The following is a 24,630-nucleotide window of genomic DNA, read 5'->3' as shown; positions in this document are numbered from 1 at the left end:
GGGGCGTTTTCCCTATGTGGAGATGAGGCGTAAGAGCTTGGCTTCGCCACTGCTGAAAGGTCTTCAGTTAGGGGTCCTTATCGTGTTGGCGCTTGTCATTCTCCTTCCATTGCTTTGGCTGGTAAGCACGTCCTTGAAAGGGCCCGCTGAAGAGATTTTTACTAGTCCTCCAGCCTTACTACCTGCCGAACCGAGCCTGATGGCGTATTGGCGACTATTCGCCGAGAATCCGCTAGGGATTTATTTGCTCAACAGCACAGTAGTGAGCTGTTTGGCGGTGGTAGCCAATCTGCTTTTCTGCTCCCTGGCGGCCTATCCACTCGCTCGGATGCGCTTTGCCGGAAGAGGTCTGGTCTTGGCCCTTGTGGTGGCAACCATCCTCATTCCTTTTCAGGTGGTGATGATCCCTTTGTATCTTTTGATGGTGCAGTTGGGATTGCGTAACTCTCTGATGGCCTTGGTGATTCCACAGGCCGCAACAGCCTTTGGGCTCTATCTCTTGCGACAGAGTTTTTTGACGGTGCCCGTGGAACTTGAAGAGGCTGCGCGAATCGATGGTTGTAGTCGATTGGGTGAATGGTGGAACGTGATGATTCCGGCTGCTCGTGCTGATCTAATCACCCTGGCCATGTTTGTGTTTATCGGCACTTGGAGCGATTTCCTCTGGCCTTTGGTGATCTTGGATGACCCCAGCCTTTACACCCTTCCACTCGGCCTACAGCAGCTCGCCAGCAGCTTCTCTCTTGATTGGAGAATTGTGGCGGCTGGGTCGGTGGTGTCGATTTTGCCGGTGCTGGCACTCTTCATCCTTTTGCAGCGTTTTATTCTCCCTAGTGCAAGTGGGGATGCGGTGAAGGGATAGGTTTTTGATCGCCAAGAATCAATCCCAGGCTCTTGTCAAGACTTTCAGGGTTCTATGAAGCTCAAGGTTGTGGTGACAGCCCTGGAGCTGATGGTGTGGCTGGAGGTTCAGGTTGCATTCGCCATGGGTCAGATTGACTGTGGATGGACTCTTTTTGCGGCTTGGTGATCTGTCGTTGTTGTTCGATGAGTGCGTTAAGCCTTTCCCCTTGATTATTGAGCCGGATCTGAAGGCTGTGTAGTTGCTCGCCCAGCAAACGGCTGCTGCTTGTTTGTGGTTTTTGTTCAAGCTCACTCAGCCGTTCCATAACCTGGTTAAGAGTGTTGGTCTGCTTGGCAACCGCTTGCCAAATCACGATAAAAAGCACTGTCAGCATGCTCATCCCTCCGGCACCAATCAGCCGCCAGCCTTTCCAGTTTTTCATGCCGTCGTTAAGGAGACTTTATGGGTGTAGCGGTTCTGTGTTGACTTTGCATCTATGCAGCTACAAATTCAGGCATGCTTGAACGCATCATCTGCCAATTTGCTGCTGGCTGATGTAGACCGATCACTCTCGCATTGGGGTCGTGTCGATTAAGGACCTGGACCGTCTGTTGGCTTTAAGGGAGGAGGATCCATTGCTCGATAAGCAACTTGAGGACGCTATCGAGGTTGAGCAGTTCCTGGAGTTAGCGCAGGAGCGTGGGCTTGACGTGACGGAAGCTGATCTTTTTACTGCTCAACAACGCGATGAGGGTTCTCTTCCTGCTGAGGAATTGCAACGCCGCATGGCTGAAGAGTCTCGTCGTTTGCGTCACTTCATCCAAGGCTGACAAGATTGATGAGGATGGCGTCTAAGCAAGACGACTCCATAGGAGTTTGTGTGCTGGCTGCCTAAAGTTAATGTGGCGCCATAAATTCGACTTTGGCCTTTTCGATTGACTTGCTATTAATTCAGTATGACTTTGAATCATTGATGATTGCATACATGCTTTTAGAGATAAATACACTAGTTATGTTATGGCAATAACAGGATGTACCCCGTAAATTTCTCGTGGTAAATCCTAAAACTCGACCTCCGATTGTTGCTGCAAGAAACAATCGCTCAAAGGCTGGAGGTTGAAATATGAACAGCTTGTAGTTGCTTGATCTTCACTGGCATTCTGGATGTATAGAAGTGTGTTTTTCATTGAAAAAGAGTTTGTGCGGCAGTCTTGTTGATCAAGTTATGGCAGGCTCCGTAGAGAGATGGGTTTTTGGCAGGGAAGAACACTGCTAGAGAGATCGTTTTCTGGTTTTGCAAGTTTTTCCTCAATCGTGAGATTATGGGTGTGTTGAGCAAAGGAAGAAATATGGCGCCCCAACGACTGCTTTACAGGTTGGTTTCTCTTGATGGAACTCCCCTCCCTGTGCTGGATTCTCCATATGACTCAGATGAAGCAGCTCTTGCCGCTGCAAAGAATTGGCGTGATAGACAGGGGCTTAACTGCTCAATCAGTCAAAGGGTTATTGGTGTTGAAGTGATGACGCGTAGAGGGTCTTGCCGAACTGTGGGCTGTCCCAGAAATTGAGGCTGACCCATTGTGTCAACTTGATACTCGAGTGGCTAAATATACAGTTAGGTCCTTGGCGATGATGTATAAACACACGTTTAAATACAAGAGGCATTACTCCTATTGCTGCTAAGGATGTCGTGGACCTGGTTAACTGTTGATTGCCTGATCTTGAGTCCGGTTGTCAGTCCAGCGGCTATTCATTGGCTGGGTTGACTAGACGCTATTTGATGAGCCAGCTTTACAACATTTGGATGAGTGAAATACTCACCCTTAAGGGATTAGAGGTGTAGAGGAGTCACGAAGCCTGATCCCAGATTCCTCCCTGAGCGCTTGGCGGCGTTGTGCGAAAGGAAGGTCGTCAAACATTGCCGAATCGAAGGTGTCCTCTGGCATGTTGGTGTTGCTAAGGATTTCATCCTGCTTGGCATAGTCCAAGGCAGCCCAGCTTGGTTGCATTGGTAGCAGAATCAACATAGCTCCTGTCAGTGCGGTGAAAGCCCTAATAATCAGGCTGAGCTGATTGCGCAGCTGCGCGCGATGGCTTTGTGGTTGGTTCTTTTGTGTCACCTTGGCGACAGTGCTGAAATGTCTTTTTAACAAATGGCCAGCCTTTCTGGTTGGAAAACTATAGGGGCTATTGGGCGCTCGGGTTGGCAGTGCATTGACTTGAAAAGCGAGCGAGTGCTATGAGGTCCTGTTTTAATTTTAATAGATTTTCTATCTTAGGCAAGAAGAATACATGAAAAGCTTGGCAATGGTCTAGTGATAAAATTTACTGTGCTGATGCTTTTGAAAGCAGGGTTTGAAGCTTGATTCATATAAAAGTTGGCTTTATTTTTAAATAGTCAAGAATACTTGCCTTGGTCTTTTGGCGATTCTTTGTAGCTTTTTCTCAAGGGGGCTTGTCGACATTTACTGCAAGGATATGATGAAAAGAAGGGCTTAAATTGGCCATAGGCTCTTTGGCTTCAAGATTTAGTCTGCGGAGATTTGAATTTCATCTGACTTGTATCGGCAAAGCTTTGCTCTTTGATTTCCGCAGAAGGTTTAGGCGGATCGTATTTAGGGATTTGCAGGGTTTTTCTTGAAGAGATTTCTGGAGGGATTGGCCTAAGAAAGGATTTAATCGTTGGGATTCTTGTGAGCCTGATTGGCAAGGCTTTCCGATCAGGCCTTGAACGACTAACTCGTGACTCGTCTTGGTTGAATATCGGGCCCCTCCAGCCCCTTCCTCTGGCTGATGAGGGCCCTGCTCAGTGCATTTGGTCAACCTCATGCTGAATCGCTCATTGCGTTGAGGATCCCTGGGGGGCGTTTGCTCTGAGGAGCTTGAATGAAAACCGGAGAAGTTCGGTGCATTGAAGCAACTAACGCGGCCGATATGTATCCAATAAGAACAGAGGATTGCCCGATTGGCTGTGGTGTTATTGCGATGGTTGGGATGTTTGCTGGTTTCCGTGTCTGGTTTGGCTTGGCTTGATGTTTGCAATGCCAGTAGTTGGGAGCAGATTGGTCGTTATCAAAACCTTATGCAGCAGGCTGGTACGAATACTCTGGTAGCGGGTGACTGTCCATCAGGATTGATGGGTGCTTTTCATGTTGGCAGGAATGCAGTGCTGCTTTGTGCCAACAACCTTGAGGATGATCCGACAGAGGTTTGGACAGTGCTTGCCCATGAGTCGGCCCATGTGATGCAAGCTTGCAAGGACAGTCCCTTGTTGGCAGATCACCAGCTAGGCAAAGCACTTTTAACTGTGCAACGGAGCTCTCCAGAGGTGGTGAGGGAGCTTCGCCTCTATCACAAGAGTCAACAACGTGAGGAGGTTGAGGCACGCCTTGTGCAGGCCCTTCCTGTTGAGGAAGTTAAAAGGCTTTTTCTTCAGTACTGTGCCGATCGCTTAGAGCCTTAGCTAATCCATAGGGAGCCATCGCTATCGGTGGCCATGGCAGATGATCTGATCACGCCTCTAACAGGGCCAACGATTGATAGCGAAAGTCTGCTCACTTACCTGGGCAAAGATTGGTGCCGTTATGTGGTGTTGGCGTTTGATGGCGGTGATCTTGGCCTACAAAGTTCTGCCCAAGTGACGAAAGCTCTTCGCTAACTAAGCCTGCTGACCCAGGAGATTGAAAGCCTTTGCTTGGGCTGGAATGAGTAGGTCATGGCCTCTCCTCTGGGCTGTAAAGAAGCAATGGCTCTGCTGTTTTCATCTCTGGAGACTGAGCTTGAGAGTGCTGGAGAAGTCTCTGGCGATGAGGCCGCAAACAATGGCGCTGCTGCCGATAAGTCTTCTCAAGGTGACGTTCTTATCGATCCGCGAGCTCAGTCCAATTCCTGAATCAACCTGATTTCTTTTAGAAGCATCTAGTAGGCCTGCTTACGTTGGCACTAGTTAGGGTCTTTGTGATGAGTGCTGTGGTTCGTGGTTATTGGTTGATGGCCTGGATCGGCTTGCTAGCCAACGTGGCGGCCCTCCCCATTATTGGAGTGGTTGCATTTACTAATCAGGCTCTGCAAACAACCAATATCAGCCTCGCTTTTAGCCTCGCCTGGCCGGCTGCCATCGTTGGCATCGTGGCATCTTCTGGCCTTTTGGCTGAGCGGCGATGGGGCGTCATCGTTGCCATTGTTGCTTTATCCATGGCCTTAGCAGGGTCGTTGCCTTACGGAATTGTCCGCCTGGTTTTGGATAAGTCATTGGTGGTGCCTGATACTCAGGCTCTTGGGGGACTTTCTCTGTTGATGTTCGTTTTGAATCTGCTGGCGTTGCTTTATTGGTGTCGTCCAGTTCATCGCCAGGGAGGACGACTCTGATCTCAGCAGTTGATGATTCCCTGATCAGTTTTCATTGCCTGTTTATTGAGCTCGCGTGGGCTTAGTTGATGAGGGTTTTATTTCAGGATGACTGGCTAATGGCTGTGGAGAAGCCATCAGGCTTGTTGAGTCAGCCTGGTCTTGGTGTTGATCAGCAGGATTCGCTGATTGGTTGCCTGCAGGTTGTTGATCCAGAGCTGCGCTTGGTGCATCGCCTTGATCGAGACACTTCAGGGTTGTTGTTGTTGGCGCGAGGGGCTGAGAGCTTGCGGCGTTGCAGCATGCTTTTCTCAGCACGTCGAGTGCGCAAGCTTTATGTGGCAGTGGTGGTTGGCCGGATGAAGAGCAATGCTGGAACGATCAGCTTCCCGATGGCGCGGCTGCAGAAGAATCCGCCTCTATATGGCAAGCATCCGCAAGGAAAAGACAGTCGATCACAATGGAGGCTTAGAAGCTGCAACGCAAACGGCTCAACGTTATGGCTTTGGCCGTTGACAGGTCGATCCCATCAATTGCGCGCACATTTAGCAAGTGTTGGACATCCGATATTGGGTGATCCGATTTATGGCAAAGAAGCTGTCTTTGAAAGGATGTATTTACATGCGACAGCCTTGAGCTTTCGTCATCCTTTTACGGGTCAGAGGCTTCGCCTACGAAGTAGGGCTCCATTCCTTCCTGCTCAGGAAAATTAAGTAAGAGAAAAGTACAGCTTCAAAAATGTAGATAGGTCTTTCTTGGTTGTTGCTGAAATAGAAGAATGTCGAGCACCTTAGCAAGTGCGCTCTGACAGAAATCTTGCGCTGCCAAGTTGCGATTGTTGATGGTAATTGAGTCTTTCGCCGAGACTTGGATTTATTTGATAGTGATTAGATGGCGAGATGAATCTGTAAGGCATTGATTTGATTCTCTCAGCTTCTTGCTGCTAATGGGGGGAATGCCTTGCGTGCAGGTATCGGATAAGGGATACGGCGATGGCGCATGCGTCGCCAAACGCGTACGAAAGCACTCACCACGAGCTCTACTTCGGCTCGGCTGAGGCTGCTTTTATTCAGTTGGCCATCCCGTTGTCGCTCCTCAACAATTCTCTTCACGGTGGCGTGTGCCTCGCGTTCAGAGGTGTTCGGTGGCAGGGATCGAAGGCATGCTTCACAGCCGTCGGCCAGCATCAAGACTCCAGTCTCGCGGGAATGAGGTATTGGTCCGCGGTAGCGGAAGTTTCTTTCTGCAGCGGAGGGGTCTAGTTCTCTTGCAAGATGAAGGAAATACCCCATCTTCAAGGTGCCTTGATGCTCAGGGATGAAGTCCGCCACTCGGCGCGGTAGGCGGTAGCGACGGGCCAGTTTTAAACCTTCATCCACATGGGCTTGAAGCACTTCCGCGCTGCCGTGGGGATTATTCAGTTGATCGTGAGGGTTTTCCTCCCCTTCGATCTGATTCTCGATAAACCACTTTGGTGCGTGGAGCTTGCCAATATCGTGATACAAGGCACCGGTTCGGATTAGGTCTACATCGGCACCGATGGCTCTGGCCCCTTCCTCTGCAAGCCCACAGATCATCAATGTGTGCTCGAAAGTCCCTGGAGCTTCTGCGGCGAGACGGCGTAGCAGAGGGCGCTCTTGATCGGCCAATTCCAATAAGCGGGCTCTGGTGAGCAGGCCAAAAGAGGTCTCCAAAATTGGGGTCAGCAGGATCGCCAGCATCAGCAAGATGCCCATTAGCAGTACTTCTGAGACCAATTCGTTTGCGTTTGGCGCAAATCGTCCCCAGGTGCCGCCGCCGCCCGCACTCAGGAGCAGCCACTCAGCCAGCAGAGCTGCTAGAGGCAACAAAAAGGCCATTTGCAAGATCTGGACCCTGCTACGCAGACGGCCGGCATAAAAAGCTGCCACAGCAGCAACGACACAGGCAATCATCATTGGACCTTCGCCAAGGCCGTTGACTGGCATAGGCCATAGCAGGCTCTCTACAGCCATCCATGCCAGGCCACAGCTCGTGCCAAGACCTTGGGCGAGTATGAGTGTTGGCGGCACGATTAGGGCTAGTGGGCTCACCGCAGGAACCAACCAGAGTTTGCTGACCTGAGTGATCAGCAGCAATCCAACGGCCAGTAGGCCATGACGTGCTTCTAGGCAGGGACGCTCCCGTCGCATGATCAGCAGCATCACGCCACAGCCAGCAAGGGCTGTACTGAATCGACTGAGCCAAGGTCCCCAGTCTGGGCCTCGACTGACAAGGCCGAAGTGATTTAAAACGGCATAGGCCCTTGGGCTGATGGGTTCTCCTTTGCTCGTGATCAGATCGCCGCGGCGGACTTCAATGGTTGGGATGTCTTGTTGGGTAATCAGCTCTTCAATGAGGCGTTGGCTGCGGGCTGGATCTGTGCGCAGATTGGTACTGCCTTGATAGGTGGTAGCAAGCAACTTGCTGCTAAGACTTCTCGCAGGTACGTTCTGCTCGCCTAGGTCGGCTAATTGAATTGAGGCTGCCTCTTGTAGCTGCTCAAGGGCGAGATTGTTGAGTCCTTGACTGAGCATGCGTTCTGAGGCACGGCGGATGACCATGTCCCAGCGTCTGCGTTCCTGTTGGGAGCGGGTCTTGAGCCAGGTTTGTTCTTCGGCAGTGAGATTGACAGGCCCTATGCGGCCAGTCTTTGGATTGCGTGCAACACGTTCTAGCTCAGCGAGGTTGCGCTCTAGCCGTTTTTTGAGCTGGGTTGTTTCTTGTTGATCGATTACCTGTACAAAGGTGCTCTGTATGAGTTGAGAGCGCCTTTGTTCGTGGGCTTCACTGTCAACGACGCGAGCATCCTTCGGGGCTCGTGCCTCAAATGGAGCTGGAAGTCCTGGGCTCAAATTCGGTTGAACCAACCAGGGCCAGCTAGAGATGATTGCTACAGCAAAGCAACTCAGCAGGAGTGCAGCCTTGTGGGGCATCGACCAGCGGAGCACCGGACGCCGCGGAGACTCGCTGCGTAACCAGCTCTGCCAGAGCCTGTTTAAGGTTGGAAGACGGACCACAGAAGCTGGCACTTGTTCTAAACGCTAGCTCTCTTCTGCGTGCATGCTTGGGGAAGCATCGGATCGGTGAATGGCCCTTAGGCTTGATGGCAAACAACTGGCCGCAGAATTGGAGCAGTGTCTCCAATCTGAAATTGCGGCTGGCTTGGTGCAAGCCGGAAGGCCGCCAGGGTTAGCTGTGTTGCGTATCGGGGACGACCCCGCCAGTGGGGTGTATGTGGCCCACAAGCAGAAAGCTTGTGGGCGTATTGGCGTGGCCAGCCATCTAACCCATTTGCCGGAAACGATTTCAGCTGCAAAGGTTTTGGCCACGATCCAGGCCTTAAACATCGATGAGCGAGTAGACGGAATTCTTTTGCAATTGCCTTTGCCAAAGGGCCTTGATGAAGGGCCTTTGCTTGCTGCGATTGATCCCGAGAAGGATGCCGATGGTCTGCATACCCTCAACCTTGGCCGATTGTTGAAAGGTGAACCTGGGCCGCGCAGTTGTACCCCTGCCGGTGTGATGGCCTTGTTGGCACGCCATCAGATTTCTTTGGAGCGGAAAAGGGCTGTTGTGATTGGGCGCAGCATCCTGGTAGGCCAACCAATGGCATTGATGCTTCAGGCTGCAAATGCCACGGTGAGCGTGGCCCATTCTCATACCGGTGATCTGGCCTCGTTAACTCAGCAGGCCGATGTGTTGGTGGTAGCGGCCGGGCGGCCACAAATGATTGGCTCAGAGCATGTCAAGCCAGGAGCAGTGGTTGTCGATGTTGGCATTCATCGCCTTCCCGTAGATCCTGAACTAGGGACGCAAGCCAAGGCCAGGTTGTGTGGAGATGTACGAACGCAAGAAGTTGAACCTTTGGCAAGTGCATTGACCCCTGTTCCTGGTGGTGTAGGTCCGATGACCGTGACCATGCTCTTGGTGAATACCGTGGCTAGATGGCAGCAGCATTGCGGTTTGCCCTTCGGCCTGAGAGATTTGCTGCTTTGAGACTGGTTGGCCTGAGAGAATCCCATGAACGAGACAAGGTTCATGGCGGCGGCGGTCAGCACCTTCTTCGACTTCCCTGCTTATTTGGCTGCGGCCAAAGCCAGCGTTGAAGAGGCTTTGGATGATTCGCTTGGCCCTGAGCGCCCTGAGCAACTCAGGGAGGCCATGCGCTACTCCCTTTTGGCGGGTGGTAAGCGTTTACGCCCCATCCTTTGCCTTGCAGCTTGCGAACTTGCTGGAGGTGAACCGGCACAGGCTCTGCCGACAGCAGTGGCTTTGGAAATGATTCACACGATGTCGCTGATTCATGACGATCTCCCCGCCATGGATAACGACGATCTCCGCCGCGGTCGTCCCACCAATCACAAGGTGTATGGAGACGCCGTTGCCATCCTCGCGGGTGATGCGTTGCTTACACGTTCCTTTGAGATGGTTGCCTTGCGCAGCCAGGGTGTAGCGCCTGAGCGGCTGTTGAAGGTTGTTGGTGAGCTTTCGCTGGTTGCTGGTGCTCCTGGTTTAGTGGGGGGGCAGGTTGTAGATCTGGAGTGTGAGGGCAAAGAGGTGGATCTAGAGACTTTGGAGTTCATTCATCTCCATAAGACCGGGGCCTTGCTGAGTGCTTGTGTGATCTGCGGAGCGTTGATTGGTGGAGCAGAAGACGATTTGATTGATGCGCTACGCATCTATGCCAGAGGGATTGGTTTGGCGTTTCAGATCATTGATGACATCCTTGATGTAACGGCGAGCAGCGATGTTCTTGGCAAAACTGCTGGCAAGGATCTGCTTGCCGATAAGACCACATATCCCAAATTGTTGGGTCTAGAGGAATCCCGCCGGCGTGCAGAGCTCCTTGTGAGCGAAGCCAAGGCAGCACTAGAGCCTTGGCAAGCTTCTGCTGCACCTTTGCTCGCACTAGCCGATTACATCACCAGCCGCGATCGATGATTGTCAGCGATTCTTCCCCATCAGCGTGGCTTGGACTTTTAGATAATGCTGTATTGGCTTGGGGGCTTGCCGCTTGTGGCTTGGCTCAGCTTTCCAAGCTGATTGTGGAGTTAATTTTTTATCGTCGCTGGCGACCTGCAGTGCTTCTTGAAACGGGTGGCATGCCTTCGAGCCATTCGGCCCTTGTAACTGGTACAGCAGCAGGTGTGGGATGGGAGATGGGTTTTGATCATTCAGGATTTGCTCTTGCAGCCACTGTGGCTTTTGTGGTCATGTATGACGCCAGTGGGATTAGACGTGCTGCGGGATTTACCGCAGCACGGGTGAATCTTTTGCCTGTGGAGACCTGGCCCACTCCACCAGAAAAACAGCTTAAAGAAAGCCTTGGTCACACTCGTTTTGAAGTGTTAGTAGGCAGTTTGATCGGCCCTGCAGTGGCTTTACCGGGATTGGTTTTTGTTGGTTCTCCACTCCATCTCAGCCATTTATTGGGTATGACATTGGGGTGACGCAGTCTTCTTTAGATCCTGCGACTGTTGAGCTCACCGCAGATCAGCAGCAGGCTGCCGAAGCGTTCAGTTCTTGGTTGGATGATGCGAATCATGGCAATCCCTTTGTTCTGAGTGGTTTCGCAGGCAGTGGTAAGACGTTTCTTTCGATGCGATTGTTGCGTCAGGTGGAGGACACTGGCCTGTGTTGGACAGTTGTTGCGCCAACTCACAAGGCTGTTGGTGTGCTTCGCCAGGCTTTGGACCTTGAAGGCCTCAGGCCCACCTGGTATCCCTCCACGATTCATCGGCTGCTTCGCCTGAAATTGAAGCGGCAGGGTGATCTTGAGCTGTGTGAGTCAACAGAGCAAACGGCCCAGTCTCTAGAGCAATTGGGCCTGGTTCTGATCGATGAATCTTCGATGATCGACAGCACCCTGCTGGGTCTTGCTCTGCAGTGTGCCCACCCCTTTCAGACACGTCTCGTTTTTGTAGGTGATCCTGCTCAACTGCCTCCTATCGGTGAGGCTCAAAGCCCTGTGTTCTCGATGCATAGAGCCTGTACAGCAACATTGCAGCAGGTGGTGCGTCATCAGGGCCCTGTGTTGCGATTGGCGAGTCGTCTTCGCGATGGCAGCTTGCCCTGTCAGTCCCCGCCATGCTTTCCCTTGATTGAGGATGAGCGGGGCCGGGTTGGATGCCTGGATCAAAACAACTGGCTGAAGCGAGCTCAGGCTGCCTTGCAATCCGCGGCGATTCAGGATAACCCTGATGCAGCAAGGATTCTTTGCTACACGAATCGCAGCTTGGAGCAATTGGTTCCCCATGCAAGGCGGGCGATTCATGGTGATATGGCCGATCAGTTGCCGGTACTCCCCGGAGAGGTTTTGATTGCACGCAAAGCAGTCATGGCACCGGCTTCTCGTAGTGGTGCCGAGACTGGCGAGGAACCCGACATGGTGCTCGGATCAAACCGAGAGGTGGTTGTCCGTGACGTCACTCCGGAACGCTGTGACCTTGCAGAGTTTGGTTTAGAAGGACAAAGCGATTGGTCTGTGCCGGTGGTTGACACCCTGACGGCCAAAGTTCGAGCAGGTGAGCTTGATTTGGAGTTGCGTTTGCAGCCGCCAGTTGGTTCTGAGGGCAGACGTTTGCTCGATAACACGTTGCAAAGGCTCAGGGTTGAGGCAAAAGCGGCGGGAAAAAGGGATGGTCGCTCTTTGTGGCGGCGTTTTTTTCTGCTTCGAGATGCCTTCGCATCATTGGGTCCTGCGGCGGTTCTTACCGTCCATCGCAGCCAGGGGAGCAGCTTCGGGGAGGTGTTTGTTGCTGGTGATGTTTTCTGGCCTCAAGATCTCAGCTTGAGACGACAACTGGTTTATGTGGCTGTTAGTCGTGCCCGTACAGGTGTGTGGCTTGTGGGGAAAACAGGAGCCGCTGCCTCACAAGGTCGCTGGTTGGATCAACTCAGATCACAATCGTCAGACCGCTGATTCCTTGCCAACCAAGGTAGGTACCTAGAGCAAAACTCACCCCACCAACGATTAAGTCACCTTTGGCAAATAAAAGTTGTTTGCCAGATTGCAGCAGGGGAATCACGCGTTCTCTGCCAATGATCACGGCGACTAGGGGGATCAGTAGCAGCAGGCTCGAGCCAAATGTGAAAAACACTAAGCCAACGATTTCTTGCCAGCTGGGGAGGCTTGCTGCTAGGACCACGGCTGAAGTCTTGGCAAATAGGAAGAGGTCGTCTGGGCTGATGAGTTCTGTTAGCGCACCAACGGCGATCAAAAGCGGCAGCGGCAAATTGATAAATCGTTCGATCGTATTGGTCCAGGCTGGTTGTTCTTCTCCTGCAGCAAACGAACGCAAGAGCTCCTTTAATCCCAACGAGATCAAAGCTCCTCCGCCAAGAAGGTCGAGAGCTGTTCGATGATGAGAGCCTTGGGTCATGTCCAACACCAAGCTGTGGCCCACAGTCAGCAGCAGGATGACGGTGACCAGAGTGGTTACGATCCAGCCAGTAACGAACCAACTTCCCCGCTGAATCGGTTTAGGCCCTAGCAGTAGGAGAAGTAGGACACCTAAATGGATCGGCGAGAGAGCTAAGCCGGTGCCAAAGGCCAATAGTTCGGCCCAGAGGGTGGTGTCAGCCATTGAGGCGATCAGGTGAGCTTGTCAATATTCGCTCATGATCAATGGTCAATCTTGGCGCAAGAACCTTTCGTTGTTCGATTTAGAACTGGCCAGTGCAGAGGGCATTCCAGCGCGTGATCACGCGCTGTTCTCTTTCGAAACCAAGAATGCAAATGCTGCCGGTATCGAGTCTGAACAGTCGGCCGGCTGCGGCACCTAGGCCTAGCCAGGTGCCAGTCAGGGCACGCAAGATATGACCATGGGCGAAGAGAGCGATGTCACCGTTGTTTGAGATGCCGAGGGCATGTTGAATAATTCGTTCACAACGGTCTTGCACGGCAGTAGCGTTCTCGCCACTAGGACAACCCTGATCCCAAATGGTCCACTCAGGAACGGTTTGACGGATCTCTGCTGTGGTGATGCCTTCATAGTTTCCGTAGTTCCACTCGATCAGCTCCGGCAGGATTTCAGCGGGCATTTCAAGCTCAGCCAGCGCACAGGTGCGCATGGCTCGTTGCAGGGGAGATGACAACACAGCGGCAAATCTCACGCCTTTGAGTACAGGAGCAAGAGCCTTCGCCTCTTTTTCTCCTTGGGGTAGCAAGGGGAGGTCGGTGCTACCGGTATGGCGGCCTTGGAGTGCCCATTCGGTAGCCCCATGGCGAATGATCCAAAGTTGACCAGATGTCATGCAGGGCGGTTGCTGCTGCCTGGATTTTGACGAGCATCGTCAACTGAGGTCTGTTTGGGTTTGTGCTTTTCAGAAATCACTTGTTGCTGGGATTGATTGCGGCTCGAGTGCGGCTCGCCATCGACGGGAGATCATTGAGCAGCTCGCCCAGTGCAGGTGCACCCAACTGGCATGCAATGTCTGATGGCTCCATCCTTCTTTGTGTTGCGGCACCCGCCACCCTTGAACTTGCCATAGAGAGCTTGGTTTGTTGATCATGTGTGGTCGATCAAGAGGTTTTTTTAAGCCATCGTTAGGGCCCGTGGGGTGGAGTTCCCAGCGGTGGAATTCATGGCCCATCAGTCGATCACCTTTGCGTACAACAAGACTGTCTTCTGTGCCATCAAGGCTGCGATAACCCACTTGAAGGGAGCCTTTTTTGGCATGAAAAGGAAGTAGGCCTGTCATCGGATGGGCTTGTCCTTCCAGATCAGTGAGGGTCTGTCCAAGCAGCAGCATCCCGCCACATTCGGCATAAATCGGGCGCCGTCCATACCAGGCTCGTAGGTCTGCCATGCTGCGATCACATTGGCTAAGACTCGCCGCATATTGTTCCGGGAAGCCGCCTGGAAGGATCACACCTTTCGCTTGTGCAGGTAGGGGTTCATCCTCCAGTGGTTTCCAGGGCAGGACTGGCATCCCAAGAGCTTCAAGGCAATCTTTGGTTTCTGGATAGCGAAAGTGAAAGGCATCGTCTTGAGCTACTGCTACAGGCCGTAGTGGTTGTGGTGATTGGATGCTCTTTTTTCCAAGCAAGGCATCAATTGGATCTATTGCCGGGGTAGGCGCGCGGAGCAACGTTTTGAAGCTCGTTAGATCGAGATGAGTTTCTGCGAGGGCGCTCCAGGCTTGTAGTCGAGCTTCCAATCGCTCAAGCTCATGGGCTGGGGCAAGGCCGAGATGTCTGCTGGGAAGATTGAGTTCAGGATCTCGGGGCAAGCAACCGAGAACTTTCACCTCAATGCTGTGGAGGACTTCTTTCAGTAATTCTTTGTGGCGATTGCTATTGACCCGGTTCAACACCACCCCAGCCAGAGTCAGTTGTGGATCGTGATCTCGGAAACCTTTAACAAGTGCAGCTAGGGAGCCTGCTTGGCCGGATGCATCCACGACAAGCACTACTGGTAGTTGCAGATGACGAGCTACGGCAGCAGTACTGCCTTGCTGCGAAATGCCGACACCATCGAATAGGCCCATGACGCCTTCCACCAGCGCAAGGTCGGCAGCTGCACCAAAGCCATGAAAGCTGTTTTGCACCCAGTCGGGGCCACAGAGCAGTAGGTCAAGGTTTCGACAGGGTCTACCGGAAGCAACTGTTAGTTGTTGCGGGTCGAGATAGTCGGGCCCCACCTTGAATGGTTGGAGACTTAGATCACGGCTGCGCGCCCAGGCTGTGAGGGTCAGGCTTAGTAAGGTTTTTCCAGTGCCACTGGCTGGGGCAGCAATCACACAGGCCATGACGGGTGGCGGCTGAAAAAGGGCTTCGCCAAAGGGGGGTCTTAGCTAAGCAGCTTGGCAGCAAGGGGGGCGGCAGCGGCAAGCAGGGGGGTGGTGGTGTTATGGCCACCAGCGAGGAGTCTGGCTACATCCATCTCTACAGACGCGACCTGCATGGGGACGACTTCTTCAATCAGCTCCATGCTGGCCATGCCACCTGCTTCGAGTCTCATGCAGCCGCCAGATTCGGCACAGAGAATCACGCAAACGGCATGTTCGAGTTGTGCATCTGGCTTGCAGATCAACCTGACCCCTACGATCTGGCCAGGATGAATGCTCGGTTGCCCCATGGGTACAGGCATAAGGCGAAACTGAACAGTTGGGCCATCGGTTCGGCGGAATTCGGCAGCAATGCCTTCCCCTTTTATTGTCTGTGCGGCTTGTAATTGCCATCCCAGTCGATCGGCGATCCAGGCGGCTAACAACAGACCCTGGACGGGGTGATGACCCTCAACGTCGATTTCGAGCTGATCAACATGACTAAGGGCATTTCGGCGGTGTGGTGGGTCAAACACCATTGCGAGGTGTTCTCGCCAAGTGCGCAGCCTTAACCAATTCAGATCATTCACCGCTCGGCCTGCTTCCACATGGGCCTTGAGCAGCTCAATGCAGCGATGGGGATCTCCTAGTGCTGTATCGATCACCAGGCGTCGTGGGGTCACAGCCAGCCGCTCGAGCAATTCGGGGGCTTCGTCCAGGCTGCCGTTCCACCAGACCCAGGAGGGCAGTTCTGCAGGTAGTAGAGGTTGAAGGATTCCCAGCCCATCTGTTAGGGCGTGATGGTCACCGCGAAGCACCACCACATCTCCGCAGGCGCTGTTTCCTCCTCCTTCTTCTGGTAATGGGCAATAGGCAGCCACGAGTGTCTCGAGGTCATGCCCCTTATCGAGGGTTGGTGCCAGTGTGATCAGGCGTCGGGGTTCTAAGGCACTGATGGCAGCATCAATGTGTTGCCCACGTAAATCCTCGCCATGTTGATTGCCTTTGCGATTGGCAAGGACTGCTGCAACACTTGAATCCAGAGGAGGTGTGCTGTGGGGTAGATCGCCTTCGGTAACGGCTTTGCGGGCAGCTTGTATGAGCTCTTGGCTCTGCGATCCAATGATCGGGCCATCAATCTGGCCGGTTCTAACCAGCTGCTGTTCGACCCAGGCCGGCTGCCAAACCAGCAGGGAGAATGTTTTGGCGCCTGTGTTGCCAGGTTGATCATTTAACCAGAGCTGCTCGAGATAGCTAGGGACCTCACTAGGAGGGAGTTGCAGAGGGCTCTGAAGCGTGAGCTGGGGGGACATGGATAGAGCTGAGTAATCAAGATGAGATAAGCCAGGCGGAATCAGGGTCGGCGCCAGAGCAATCCGTCATTGGCAAGCAGGGTATCGGCAGCAGCGGGGCCCCAGGTACGTGATTCATAGGGATGAATGGGCAATTGCCATGGGCTGTCTTCAATCAGTTCCAGTAGAGGGGTGTAAAGGCGCCACGCTGCTTCAACCTCATCACTGCGGGTGAATAAAGTTGGGTCACTGAGCATGGCATCGGCTAAAAGTCGGACGTATCCCTCATCGGATGGCTCACCGAAGGATTCGTCATAGGAGAATTCCATCTCTACTGGTCGGCTGCGCATGCCTGAACCAGGTGACTTCACCTCAAAGCGCCACTCGGCTCCTTCATCCGGTTGGATTCGCAGGATGAGTTGGTTCGCTGTAGGGCTGCCCCCAGCGGCATCGAAAAGGTGCACGGGTGCTTCTCGAAAGGTGAGAACCACTTCACTAAGACGCTTTGCCAGTCGTTTGCCAGTGCGAACGTAAAAGGGCACTCCCTGCCAGCGCCAGTTGTCGATGAAAAGTTTCATCGCTACATAGGTCTCGGTGGTGCTGATGGGATCGACACCCGGTTCTTGTCGGTAGCCTGCTATCGGAGCTTCCTTGGTGCCGCCAGGTGCGTACTGGCCACGGATGCAGCAGTTCCAAGGTTCCAACTCATCCGCGAGGCGAGCCGCTAGCAAAACCTTGGCTTTTTCATTGCGGATTGCCTCAGGGTCAAAGCGCCCTGGCGGCTCCATCGTGGTGATGGCCAGCATCTGGGTGAGATGGTTTTGCACCATGTCTCGCAGGGCCCCTGATGATTCGTAGTAGTTGGCTCGTTCTTCAACACCTACGGTTTCAGCGGCTGTGATTTGAACGCTGGAGATGTAATTCCGGTTCCAGATTGGTTCAAAGATGGTATTTGCGAATCGCAGTACAAGGATGTTCTGGACTGTTTCTTTGCCGAGGTAGTGGTCGATGCGGAAGATTTGATTCTCTTGGCCACAGCTTTGGACGATTTGATTTAAAGACTGAGCACTGGCGTAATCACTCCCGAATGGTTTTTCGATGACCACTCGACTGCGTTTGGGATCGCTTAGAAGACCGGCATTAGCAAGAGCTTTGCAGCCACTGCCGTAGAACTTTGGTGACACCGAAAGATAGAAGGTGCGATTGCTGCGGGTGGCGCGGAGTCGATCAATCTCTTCCAGCCGATGGCTGAGTTTGATGAGGTCTTCTGGCTTCTGTAGATCGACAGGTTCGTAAAAAAGACCGGCGGCGAATTGATCCCAAGCAAGATGGTTTTCGCTGATAGTTTCGCCGAGGGATTCAGCCATTTTTTGGCGAAATATTTCGTTGCTCCAAGGACGTCGCGCGCAGCCAAGTAGGGCGAATTCACTCGGTAGCCGCCGTTGTTTGTATAGCTCGAAAAGGGCTGGAACCAATTTTCGGTGGGTCAGGTCGCCACTTGCACCAAAGATGACTAGGCATTGCGGAGCGATAACCCGCTCTTGACGTAGTCCAACCCGTAAAGGGTTGGTGATCGTGGTGCTCATGGAACACAGACCTCTTCTGACGGGTAACCAAGGATCTGTGAATTCAAAGTGCTCCAGACCATCCCGGCATGCTTTGTCGTCGTATGCCCAAAAAAATTTGAGGAAGCATAAAAAGACCCGCCCATTTGGGCGGGTCTTTTTATCAGGTTAAAAAACCTGGAGAGTGCAGGATTAATAGGTTTCCACGTGCCAGCGATGAGCTTTCTTCAGCTGGGGTCGTAACTCTGACCAATCGATCCCCTTAGCAGTTGCTGCTGCGGTCATGGCTTCGTCGATGCCAGGCTCCATGCCCTTGAGGCCGCACATATAAACATGGGTTTTGGGGTTCTCAATCATTTTGAAGATCTGATCGGAATACTCCATCACCCTGTCTTGGATATACATCCTGCCGCCTTTAGGATTCTGCTGTTCACGGCTGATGGCCTTGGTATAGATGAAGTTGTCGGGAAACTCTTTGAGATACCGCTCAAAGTCTTCGTCATAAAGCAGGTTGGCCGTGTAGGGAGCTCCCATGAAGAGCCAGGCTTTGCCACGGAATTTCCAGCCATTCTTGGAGCGCTCTGTGGGCTCAAACATGCGGCGAAGATAGGCCCGCATTGGAGCGATGCCGGTTCCGGTGGCCAACATGATGACGTTGGCCTCTTCATCATCTGGTAGAAGCATTTCTTTGCCTACCGGTCCGGTGATCTTCGTTTTGGCTCCAGGCTTGATGTCGCAGAGATAGGTGGAGCAGACACCGTCGATCGTTTTGCCGTCTAGCTCGTATTGGAGCTGACGAACACATAAAGAGACTGTTTTGCCCTCTAGGTTGTCGCCATGGCGGGTGCTGGCAATGGAATACAAGCGGAGCTTATGGGGCTTGCCGTTGGCGTCTGTACCAGCAGGAATGATGCCAATGCTCTGGCCTTCTACATAACTGAGATGTGGATCACTCCCGGCAAGGTCGAAAGTGATGTGATTGACCCTGCCAACAGCACCTTCTTTGACCAGGCTGTAGTTCTCTAGAACAGTCCCTTCAAAGGGTGCCTTCGGCTTGTAAAGGTTAATGGGTATCGCTTTTTGAGCGGGTGGGCTTTTGGTATCAGGCTTTTCGGTTGAGGCAGCTGTCGATGATGATTTTCTTTGAGCTGCTTGGCGGTAAGAAAAGCTAAAAGGAGCTAACTCTCCGTCTTGGCCTCGGTAAAAGAGTGCTTTGACAACGTAGAAAGCGCCAATAACAAGAGGGATATGGGCGATTCCACCGAGAACTACTTCAGTTTGGTTGAAAGCCATCAAGAGCAAGAGCGTGACGGCGAGAATACCTTAGAAGGTGTGATGGTATGCATACTCATCCGCGTTTTCGGGTTACGTTTAGCGATTGGCACAGCTCAGTCTCTGGGCATTGGCTCAACGGTCATTGAATTCTTTCGGTATTCTTAGGCGTCTTGAGCACAGCCTCTTCTTGTGGTACCTATCCAGGATCTTCAGCCACGTTCGGGTTCCGTGCTCATAGCCTCACCAGAGTCGGTCTCTGTGAAGCGACAGGCCATCGAGCAGACGATGGAACGCTTGCCTCATGGGGCGCGACGACTTGCGGTCCAGTTGAGAACGCCGATCAAAGAGTCTTTGCTATGGGACGTTCTGACCGATTACGACAAACTTAGTGAATTCATCCCAAACCTTGCCAGCAGCACAGTGTTGGAACGCACTGGCAATCGAGTGCGGCTGAACCAGGTGGGTTCTCAACAGTTGCTGGGGCTGAGGTTTTCAGCTCAGGTTCAGTTGGAGTTGGTGGAATATCGATCTGAGGGCCAGTTGCAGTTCCATTTGCTTAAAGGGGACTTCAGACGTTTTGAGGGGAATTGGATCATGCGCGAGCTGGCTGAGGGAACGTCAACTTCCCTTCTCTACGAGCTCACTGTTCAGGGCTGCATTGGTATGCCAGTTGCCTTGATTGAACAGCGATTGAGAGATGATCTCACTGCAAATCTACTTGCAGTGGAGATGGAGGGATTACGTCGCCAGTCCTTGGTTTGAACATCTCAAAATATGGAGATGATCTTGAGCAGCGTTTGTTTGAATTGTTCGAGCTAAGGGTCTACGAAAAAGGTCATTGCTTTTGCGAATAGAAGCCCACCTTTAGCAAGCTCAATCCGTTATCAGCTGATACCCCCAAGGGGATTCGAACCCCTGTCGCCTCCGTGAAAGGGAGGTGTCCTAGGCCTCTAGACGATGGGGGCGAGGCCGTAATCAAAGCTGTCTGTGCTTGTGATCACTCGGGAAAACTACGTTTAAGCCTGACCCTCCGTCAAGGCAAGCTGAGTTCAATCTTGTCCATTTCGTTGCCAGACTGGAACTGTTAAGTAAAAGCATGCGCCCTTGTCGGGTTCTGAGACAACCCAGATTTTGCCCCCATGGACCTCCACGATGCGGCGGCATACCGATAGGCCGACTCCGAATCCAGATGTTGAAACTGAAGTTTGTGGCAAGCGAACTCGGTCAAGAAAAATCCGCTCTTGCTCATCTTCTGGAATCCCTGGCCCGTTGTCACAGATGCTGACCTGCACCCATTGACTTGTGCGGTGCAGCATGGTCAGTGAAACTTCTCCGCCATCCTCAGTGAACTTCAGGGCATTTTCCAGCAGGTTGAGCAGCACCTGTCGCATGCGCCTCTGATCAGCAAAGACCTTGGGTAGGTCGGAGGGAATGTCTGTACGGATCTCGATGTTTCGATCAAGCCATAGCTTTTCGAGCTCTAGGATCGCTTCTGCGGCGATATTTCCTAGATCAAGATTTTGTGGATTGAAAAGGTCTTCCCATTTCGTGCTTTTTACTTCCAGCAGGTCTTTTGATAGCAATTCGATTTCATCAAGACGCCGTTTGACGACATCCTGAAAGTGTTCAATATTGATTTGCCCCAGCTGTTGACTCTGCAACGCTAGGACTGCTGCGGTTAGAGGAGTTCTTAACTCATGAGCCACCATTCTCAGTGTTCTTTCCTGTGCATTGAGGCGGTCGATCAGGGTTTCGTTCTCCTGGCGCAATACCAGCAGCTGATCTTCCAGTTGCAATTCCCTTTGAGTACGGCTGCCATCTAGTTCTGTTGGCCTCAAGCTCAGGCCCAGGCCAGTGACGACGATGTCTTGCTGCCAGCGAGTGATCCAGTTTTGTAGTTGCTGGAAAATACTGCTGCCTGCGAACACTTGCTTTGGCGTTGGCGATAGCTTGATTAGTGCAGGGGTTGCCACTAGTCGATGCAGTTCAAGCAACTCCGGCTGTTCACTTGGATCAGCCATCTGCAGCGTGACATCGAAGCCGCAGTCTTCATTCTCCAGAAACTGGATCATTGATCGCAGATCGCTTCTGGAGAGCTGATGGCGAGCTGCTACAAGCAGGAGCTGAAGCTGTTGTCGCTGATTGGCTTTGACCCCATCCACTTTGGCGGGTGCCTGGCAAGGTTGAGGTTCACATTATGGGTTTTTACTTGAACTGGTAGAGCTGCTAAGACCTTGATGAACAGTCTGTTGCTCAGTGGGCGTTGCTGATGGCTCTCTTCCCATTGCAAGATTGATTGCTCCCATATTTGGATCAGTTGATCCGCGTGGAGGTTTTTGCATAAGCCAAAGAGGGTGATAGCCGTTATCGCTGTAGCTGTTGGCCATACAAGCAGTGCGACTCATTGACGAAAAACCTGGCGATAAGTGGGACGGGCTGATTGAAGACGAGGGTTTATCCACCATCAGAATTTGCTTGAGAGGGCATCAGCCTCGATTCAGAAGGGATAGGAGTTGATTTGACTCTCTAAAGCGTTGATATGTCATAACTGACTCGGTTGGGGTGGTTAAACCCTTGTCGGATAGGGCACCATGGCAAAGTCTTGAAGACCAGATCCATTGCAAACCCTTTCCCGTCGACTTCGTCCAGTTTTGGCGGCTTCGTTGTTGATGCCCCTCAGTTTGATTAGTCCTGCTGCGTTTGCTCAGCAATCTGGTGAGTCCAAAGCAACACCGGCTAGCAACGAAGACATCTTTCTCTATCGAGGCATTGGCTCTTCGTACGTTTGTAATGCACGTGCCGCTGGCGTGGAATTTCCCAAGGCCGTTGGTATCGCTGCCGCTACGTACGCGCAGATCCTTACGGGCCGCCATGGTGGATTAGTGGCTTCGGCAGGAACCAGCAAACTCAATACCAAACAGCTTTTCGCTGGTGCTGAGTTTCAGATCATCACTGGAGCTATTCAGTACTGCCCTAAGGAGGTGCCAGCAGATGTGAAGGCCAAGGTTGAGGAGGCTGTCAAGAAACAACAGGACAGCAAGTAGACGGGGTGAGGTTTCAGGTGCTGTTTAAAGCTGGAGAAAGCATCTTGGATGAGTAGCTCATGCTTGAGATCATCAACTTCTTCTTGCTGGCTGATTAAGCCGCTGTCAACTTGTTGGCTAATAAATGCTGATGATGTTCGACGCAGGATTCATCACTGTGATCAATCTCACTGCAGTATTTGAGCAAGGTTAGAACAGATGTTGTTGATCTCATGGATGGTGTGTGCAGCCATCAGTCCTAGATCATGACTGCAAAACACTTCGCTGTTATCGGTGCTCAACTTCTGACTGCAACCGCTATTGGTACCGCTCCGCTGATTTGGGCAATTGCTGCTCACCCAAGCTTGTCAGCCTTTTAGAGTTTGTTTTGATGACAGACTTCCTTAAGGATTGATCACTTGTCCTAGTTGCCTGAGTATTAATCTATTGCGCTCATCTTTTGATTATGTCATAAATCATGAACTTGTAGTAATGCTTAGAATCTATTTCTGCAACTTCAACCAGGATCTTTAATCATTGGCTAATCGATAGTTTTGAGGTCCAGTATTTATGATTCAGAATCAGGAAGAGTGTCCAGGCTGAATCGATAGCCCTGCTGGCGCATGGTGGTGATGCCCCCTCCTTCGCCAAGCCCAGCTTGCTCAAGTTTGCGACGCAAGGTAAGGATCTGGGTGTCTACAGAACGAGGCCCGCCGCTGAAGGGAGGCCAAGCCATTCGCAATAATTCCTGGCGGCTTCGTACGATACCTGGAGGCATTAAAAGTGCACAGAGAAGTGCAAATTCTCTGGGGCTTAATTCCACAGGTTTATCGCGCAGAGTCACTTGTCTGAGCAACAAGTGGACTTCAAGGGGGCCCACTGTGACGCGCTCCTGCAAACCGCTATGTCCTCGTTTCAGCAAGGTGCGACAGCGTGCGGCGAGTTCTTCAAGTCCAAATGGTTTGCGCAACACATCGTCGGCGCCTTCATTCAGGAGGCCCACCATGGGCTCTGTGCCTGTTCGAGCTGTTAACACGATCACAGGACAACGGAGCTGATGAGAGAGTCGCATTGCAGAACTCCTCTCAAGTAACTCAGCACTAACGAGAAGATCCGGTGATTGATCTCGGCAGACGTCAAGGGCTTCCACGGCGGATGCCACTGCAGCGGTGAGATGGCCGTCCTGACGGAGGCGATGGACCAGCACCGTGCGAAGAGTTTGGTGAGGTTCCACCACAAGGACCCTTGAGGGCTGCTTTGGCGTGGTCTGCATCTGCAAAGACCCCGATGAAGACACTTGGGTGTCCTCATTGGAATGAAGATTGCGGGGAATGGAGGTCACATGTGATCACAGATCGCGCTTACGCTAAACCCAATCCAATGGCAAGCTGCCAAAAGAGGCTGCCGTGATCTCCGACCATGACATCTCTTGATCACCCTGAGGCGATTAGACACTTCCAGTCGCTTTGTGATGCCTGTCAGGAACTGACCAGTCGTTACCACAGTCAGTCGGAGCTGCGGCTCTATGCAGACGGTTATATTCATGCTCTAAGGCGTAGTGGTCAACTGGAGATAAGGGATCAGGCCAGGTTGGAAGATCTTGTCGATCGTTGGATTTTGGATCCCTCCAGCTTTATTGGCCCAGATGGCGATATGGGAACTCTTTATCGCAAAAAAGAAGCGGGTTGGTAATTCCTTTTTGGAATTCCAGCAGCCTTTGCAGACCAGCCGGCCAGGGCAAGCTCCCTGTTTACATCCCAGGATTTGGTTAGCTGCCTTTTGTTTTCGCTTGCTGTGTTGGCCATGATTGGCTCGGTGGCCACCAACCTGGGCCTGGTTCCCTAAGTTTTGGAGAAGTATCTCGTTTAAGCCAATCACCTCAAGCCTCTCTAGGGCTGATGGGGATGCCCTAGGGGGGCAATGCTGCTGAGTAGTTCAGTCCTTTTTAAGGCCAAATAATTTCTTCCAGCCTCGCCAAACCAGCGGGTTATTGCCTTTGGTGATCACTGTGATCGCTCGACCCAAAAACCAGGAACCAGCAAAAAATCCGATCACAGCCACTCCATAGAGGAGATTTGCTTGCAAGGTTGTGGCGAGTAGTAACGGCATTTAATTGCTAAAACTTAACGAATTAAAGCTTGAGATTTTAGCTGTTAAGAGCGATCTCAAGCTTCTCGGCCAATTCCCCCGCGTTGTACATCTCAATCAAGATGTCTGATCCGCCGATGAATTCTCCTTTTACATAAACCTGGGGAATTGTCGGCCAATTGGAGTAGTCCTTGATCCCTTGGCGAATTTCCATGTCGGATAGCACATCAAAGGTTTCGAAGCTCATGCCGAGGGAGTTGAGGATCTGCACGCAATTGTTGGAGAAGCCGCACTGAGGCATCAGTTTTGTGCCTTTCATGAACACCATGATCGGGCTTGATTGGATCAGGGCTTCAATACGTGTTTTGGTAGTGGGATCCATCGAAAATGAGGGGGGATAGGGT

General features: G+C 52.2%; 29 protein-coding genes and 1 tRNA gene. 15 read left to right on the top strand and 15 right to left on the bottom strand.

Annotated elements, in window-relative coordinates; translation table 11 throughout:
- The first annotated feature begins 22 nt into the window (after positions 1-22).
- On the top strand, positions 23-862 hold the full coding sequence (locus SIB68_RS04890) for a carbohydrate ABC transporter permease (RefSeq protein ID WP_196757119.1): 840 nt from the start codon (positions 23-25) through the stop codon (positions 860-862).
- Between the two features lie 61 nt (positions 863-923).
- On the opposite strand, the gene SIB68_RS04885 is transcribed toward SIB68_RS04890, so the two are convergent.
- Positions 924-1,286 (bottom strand): hypothetical protein, encoded by a 363-nt coding sequence (locus SIB68_RS04885; RefSeq protein WP_011130491.1) that lies wholly within the window; start codon positions 1,284-1,286, stop codon positions 924-926.
- A 142-nt stretch (positions 1,287-1,428) separates the two neighbouring features.
- Between SIB68_RS04885 and SIB68_RS04880 the strand changes: the two genes are divergently transcribed.
- Together SIB68_RS04880 and SIB68_RS04875 are read left to right on the top strand one after the other, a co-directional pair.
- A complete protein-coding gene (locus tag SIB68_RS04880; protein ID WP_063400262.1) occupies positions 1,429-1,674 on the top strand; it encodes a Nif11-like leader peptide family natural product precursor in 246 nt (81 codons plus the stop codon).
- A gap of 492 nt (positions 1,675-2,166) precedes the next feature.
- Positions 2,167-2,412: a hypothetical protein gene (locus tag SIB68_RS04875; protein WP_413681956.1), complete on the top strand. Its 246-nt coding sequence runs from the start codon at positions 2,167-2,169 to the stop codon at positions 2,410-2,412.
- 255 nt (positions 2,413-2,667) lie between these two features.
- Here the strand turns inward: SIB68_RS04875 and SIB68_RS04870 are convergent, their stop codons facing one another.
- Entirely contained in the window at positions 2,668-2,964 is a 297-nt protein-coding gene (locus SIB68_RS04870) for an FUSC family protein (protein ID WP_236068930.1), read from the bottom strand.
- 845 nt (positions 2,965-3,809) lie between these two features.
- On the opposite strand from SIB68_RS04870, the gene SIB68_RS04865 reads away from it, so the two are divergent.
- The 5 genes from SIB68_RS04865 (at position 3,810) to SIB68_RS04845 (ending at position 5,904) form a co-directional block, all read left to right on the top strand.
- Positions 3,810-4,307, top strand: a complete 498-nt coding sequence (locus SIB68_RS04865; RefSeq protein WP_063400264.1) for a hypothetical protein — start codon at positions 3,810-3,812, stop codon at positions 4,305-4,307.
- A 33-nt stretch (positions 4,308-4,340) separates the two neighbouring features.
- Positions 4,341-4,502 (top strand): hypothetical protein, encoded by a 162-nt coding sequence (locus SIB68_RS04860; RefSeq protein ID WP_196757113.1) that lies wholly within the window; start codon positions 4,341-4,343, stop codon positions 4,500-4,502.
- 57 nt (positions 4,503-4,559) lie between these two features.
- On the top strand, positions 4,560-4,736 hold the full coding sequence (locus SIB68_RS04855) for a hypothetical protein (protein WP_196757114.1): 177 nt from the start codon (positions 4,560-4,562) through the stop codon (positions 4,734-4,736).
- Positions 4,737-4,804: 68 nt separating this feature from the next.
- Positions 4,805-5,212: a hypothetical protein gene (locus SIB68_RS04850; RefSeq protein ID WP_063400337.1), complete on the top strand. Its 408-nt coding sequence runs from the start codon at positions 4,805-4,807 to the stop codon at positions 5,210-5,212.
- Between the two features lie 68 nt (positions 5,213-5,280).
- Complete coding sequence (locus tag SIB68_RS04845) at positions 5,281-5,904, top strand: RluA family pseudouridine synthase (RefSeq protein WP_063400265.1); 624 nt, start codon at positions 5,281-5,283, stop codon at positions 5,902-5,904.
- A 216-nt stretch (positions 5,905-6,120) separates the two neighbouring features.
- On the opposite strand, the gene SIB68_RS04840 is transcribed toward SIB68_RS04845, so the two are convergent.
- Positions 6,121-8,229 carry an HDIG domain-containing metalloprotein gene (locus SIB68_RS04840; protein ID WP_063400338.1) on the bottom strand — a complete coding sequence of 703 codons (2,109 nt, stop codon included), beginning with the start codon at positions 8,227-8,229 and terminating at the stop codon, positions 6,121-6,123.
- A gap of 70 nt (positions 8,230-8,299) precedes the next feature.
- Here SIB68_RS04840 and folD point away from each other — a divergent pair, with 70 nt between their 5' ends.
- Genes folD through SIB68_RS04820 form a run of 4 tightly spaced genes read left to right on the top strand, consistent with a single transcriptional unit; the run spans position 8,300 to position 12,134 of the window.
- Positions 8,300-9,208 carry a bifunctional methylenetetrahydrofolate dehydrogenase/methenyltetrahydrofolate cyclohydrolase FolD gene (gene folD, locus SIB68_RS04835; RefSeq protein WP_063400266.1) on the top strand — a complete coding sequence of 303 codons (909 nt, stop codon included), beginning with the start codon at positions 8,300-8,302 and terminating at the stop codon, positions 9,206-9,208.
- Positions 9,209-9,250: 42 nt separating this feature from the next.
- Entirely contained in the window at positions 9,251-10,153 is a 903-nt protein-coding gene (gene crtE / locus SIB68_RS04830; RefSeq protein WP_196757120.1) for a geranylgeranyl diphosphate synthase CrtE, read from the top strand.
- Positions 10,150-10,662: a divergent PAP2 family protein gene (locus SIB68_RS04825; RefSeq protein WP_063400267.1), complete on the top strand. Its 513-nt coding sequence runs from the start codon at positions 10,150-10,152 to the stop codon at positions 10,660-10,662. The genes crtE and SIB68_RS04825 overlap by 4 nt, the downstream gene beginning before the upstream one ends.
- On the top strand, positions 10,659-12,134 hold the full coding sequence (locus SIB68_RS04820) for an ATP-dependent DNA helicase (protein ID WP_063400268.1): 1,476 nt from the start codon (positions 10,659-10,661) through the stop codon (positions 12,132-12,134). The genes SIB68_RS04825 and SIB68_RS04820 overlap by 4 nt, the downstream gene beginning before the upstream one ends.
- Here SIB68_RS04820 and SIB68_RS04815 read toward each other — a convergent pair.
- From SIB68_RS04815 to SIB68_RS04790, 6 genes are all read right to left on the bottom strand, one after another.
- Complete coding sequence (locus SIB68_RS04815) at positions 12,109-12,798, bottom strand: GAP family protein (RefSeq protein ID WP_063400269.1); 690 nt, start codon at positions 12,796-12,798, stop codon at positions 12,109-12,111. The two genes, SIB68_RS04820 and SIB68_RS04815, sit on opposite strands and share 26 nt — an antisense overlap.
- Before the next feature lie 79 nt (positions 12,799-12,877).
- A complete protein-coding gene (locus SIB68_RS04810) occupies positions 12,878-13,468 on the bottom strand; it encodes a histidine phosphatase family protein (protein ID WP_063400270.1) in 591 nt (196 codons plus the stop codon).
- 69 nt (positions 13,469-13,537) lie between these two features.
- Positions 13,538-14,965, bottom strand: coding sequence for a cobyrinate a,c-diamide synthase (locus SIB68_RS04805; RefSeq protein WP_063400271.1), 1,428 nt, complete (start codon positions 14,963-14,965; stop codon positions 13,538-13,540).
- Between the two features lie 41 nt (positions 14,966-15,006).
- The gene (locus tag SIB68_RS04800) at positions 15,007-16,296 is read right to left on the bottom strand and encodes a glucose-6-phosphate dehydrogenase assembly protein OpcA (protein ID WP_063400272.1); all 1,290 of its coding nucleotides are present in this window, start codon (positions 16,294-16,296) and stop codon (positions 15,007-15,009) included.
- Between the two features lie 41 nt (positions 16,297-16,337).
- Complete coding sequence (gene zwf / locus SIB68_RS04795; RefSeq protein ID WP_063400273.1) at positions 16,338-17,861, bottom strand: glucose-6-phosphate dehydrogenase; 1,524 nt, start codon at positions 17,859-17,861, stop codon at positions 16,338-16,340.
- 171 nt (positions 17,862-18,032) lie between these two features.
- Positions 18,033-19,133: an FAD-binding oxidoreductase gene (locus SIB68_RS04790; protein WP_063400339.1), complete on the bottom strand. Its 1,101-nt coding sequence runs from the start codon at positions 19,131-19,133 to the stop codon at positions 18,033-18,035.
- 171 nt (positions 19,134-19,304) lie between these two features.
- On the opposite strand from SIB68_RS04790, the gene SIB68_RS04785 reads away from it, so the two are divergent.
- Positions 19,305-19,877, top strand: a complete 573-nt coding sequence (locus SIB68_RS04785) for an SRPBCC family protein (protein ID WP_074160284.1) — start codon at positions 19,305-19,307, stop codon at positions 19,875-19,877.
- A gap of 130 nt (positions 19,878-20,007) precedes the next feature.
- Here the strand turns inward: SIB68_RS04785 and SIB68_RS04780 are convergent.
- From SIB68_RS04780 to SIB68_RS04770, 3 genes are all read right to left on the bottom strand, one after another.
- A tRNA-Glu gene (locus SIB68_RS04780) sits at positions 20,008-20,080 on the bottom strand.
- A gap of 84 nt (positions 20,081-20,164) precedes the next feature.
- Entirely contained in the window at positions 20,165-21,277 is a 1,113-nt protein-coding gene (locus SIB68_RS04775; RefSeq protein ID WP_063400275.1) for a histidine kinase, read from the bottom strand.
- 33 nt (positions 21,278-21,310) lie between these two features.
- Positions 21,311-21,520: a hypothetical protein gene (locus SIB68_RS04770; protein WP_063400276.1), complete on the bottom strand. Its 210-nt coding sequence runs from the start codon at positions 21,518-21,520 to the stop codon at positions 21,311-21,313.
- A 213-nt stretch (positions 21,521-21,733) separates the two neighbouring features.
- Between SIB68_RS04770 and SIB68_RS04765 the strand changes: the two genes are divergently transcribed.
- Entirely contained in the window at positions 21,734-22,159 is a 426-nt protein-coding gene (locus SIB68_RS04765) for a hypothetical protein (protein WP_063400277.1), read from the top strand.
- Between the two features lie 547 nt (positions 22,160-22,706).
- On the opposite strand, the gene SIB68_RS04760 is transcribed toward SIB68_RS04765, so the two are convergent.
- Complete coding sequence (locus SIB68_RS04760) at positions 22,707-23,411, bottom strand: response regulator transcription factor (RefSeq protein WP_011825606.1); 705 nt, start codon at positions 23,409-23,411, stop codon at positions 22,707-22,709.
- Positions 23,412-23,557: 146 nt separating this feature from the next.
- Here SIB68_RS04760 and SIB68_RS04755 point away from each other — a divergent pair, with 146 nt between their 5' ends.
- Positions 23,558-23,830: a DUF6761 family protein gene (locus tag SIB68_RS04755; RefSeq protein WP_011825607.1), complete on the top strand. Its 273-nt coding sequence runs from the start codon at positions 23,558-23,560 to the stop codon at positions 23,828-23,830.
- Between the two features lie 243 nt (positions 23,831-24,073).
- On the opposite strand, the gene SIB68_RS04750 is transcribed toward SIB68_RS04755, so the two are convergent.
- Together SIB68_RS04750 and grxD are read right to left on the bottom strand one after the other, a co-directional pair.
- Positions 24,074-24,247: a hypothetical protein gene (locus SIB68_RS04750; RefSeq protein ID WP_011825608.1), complete on the bottom strand. Its 174-nt coding sequence runs from the start codon at positions 24,245-24,247 to the stop codon at positions 24,074-24,076.
- A 37-nt stretch (positions 24,248-24,284) separates the two neighbouring features.
- Positions 24,285-24,608: a Grx4 family monothiol glutaredoxin gene (gene grxD, locus SIB68_RS04745; RefSeq protein ID WP_011130467.1), complete on the bottom strand. Its 324-nt coding sequence runs from the start codon at positions 24,606-24,608 to the stop codon at positions 24,285-24,287.
- Between the last annotated feature and the right edge of the window lie 22 nt (positions 24,609-24,630).

The sequence above is a fragment of the Prochlorococcus sp. MIT 1323 genome, assembly GCF_047304905.1.
Lineage (GTDB): Bacteria > Cyanobacteriota > Cyanobacteriia > PCC-6307 > Cyanobiaceae > Prochlorococcus > Prochlorococcus marinus_D.
This window is presented reverse-complemented; position numbering and strand designations above follow the sequence as displayed.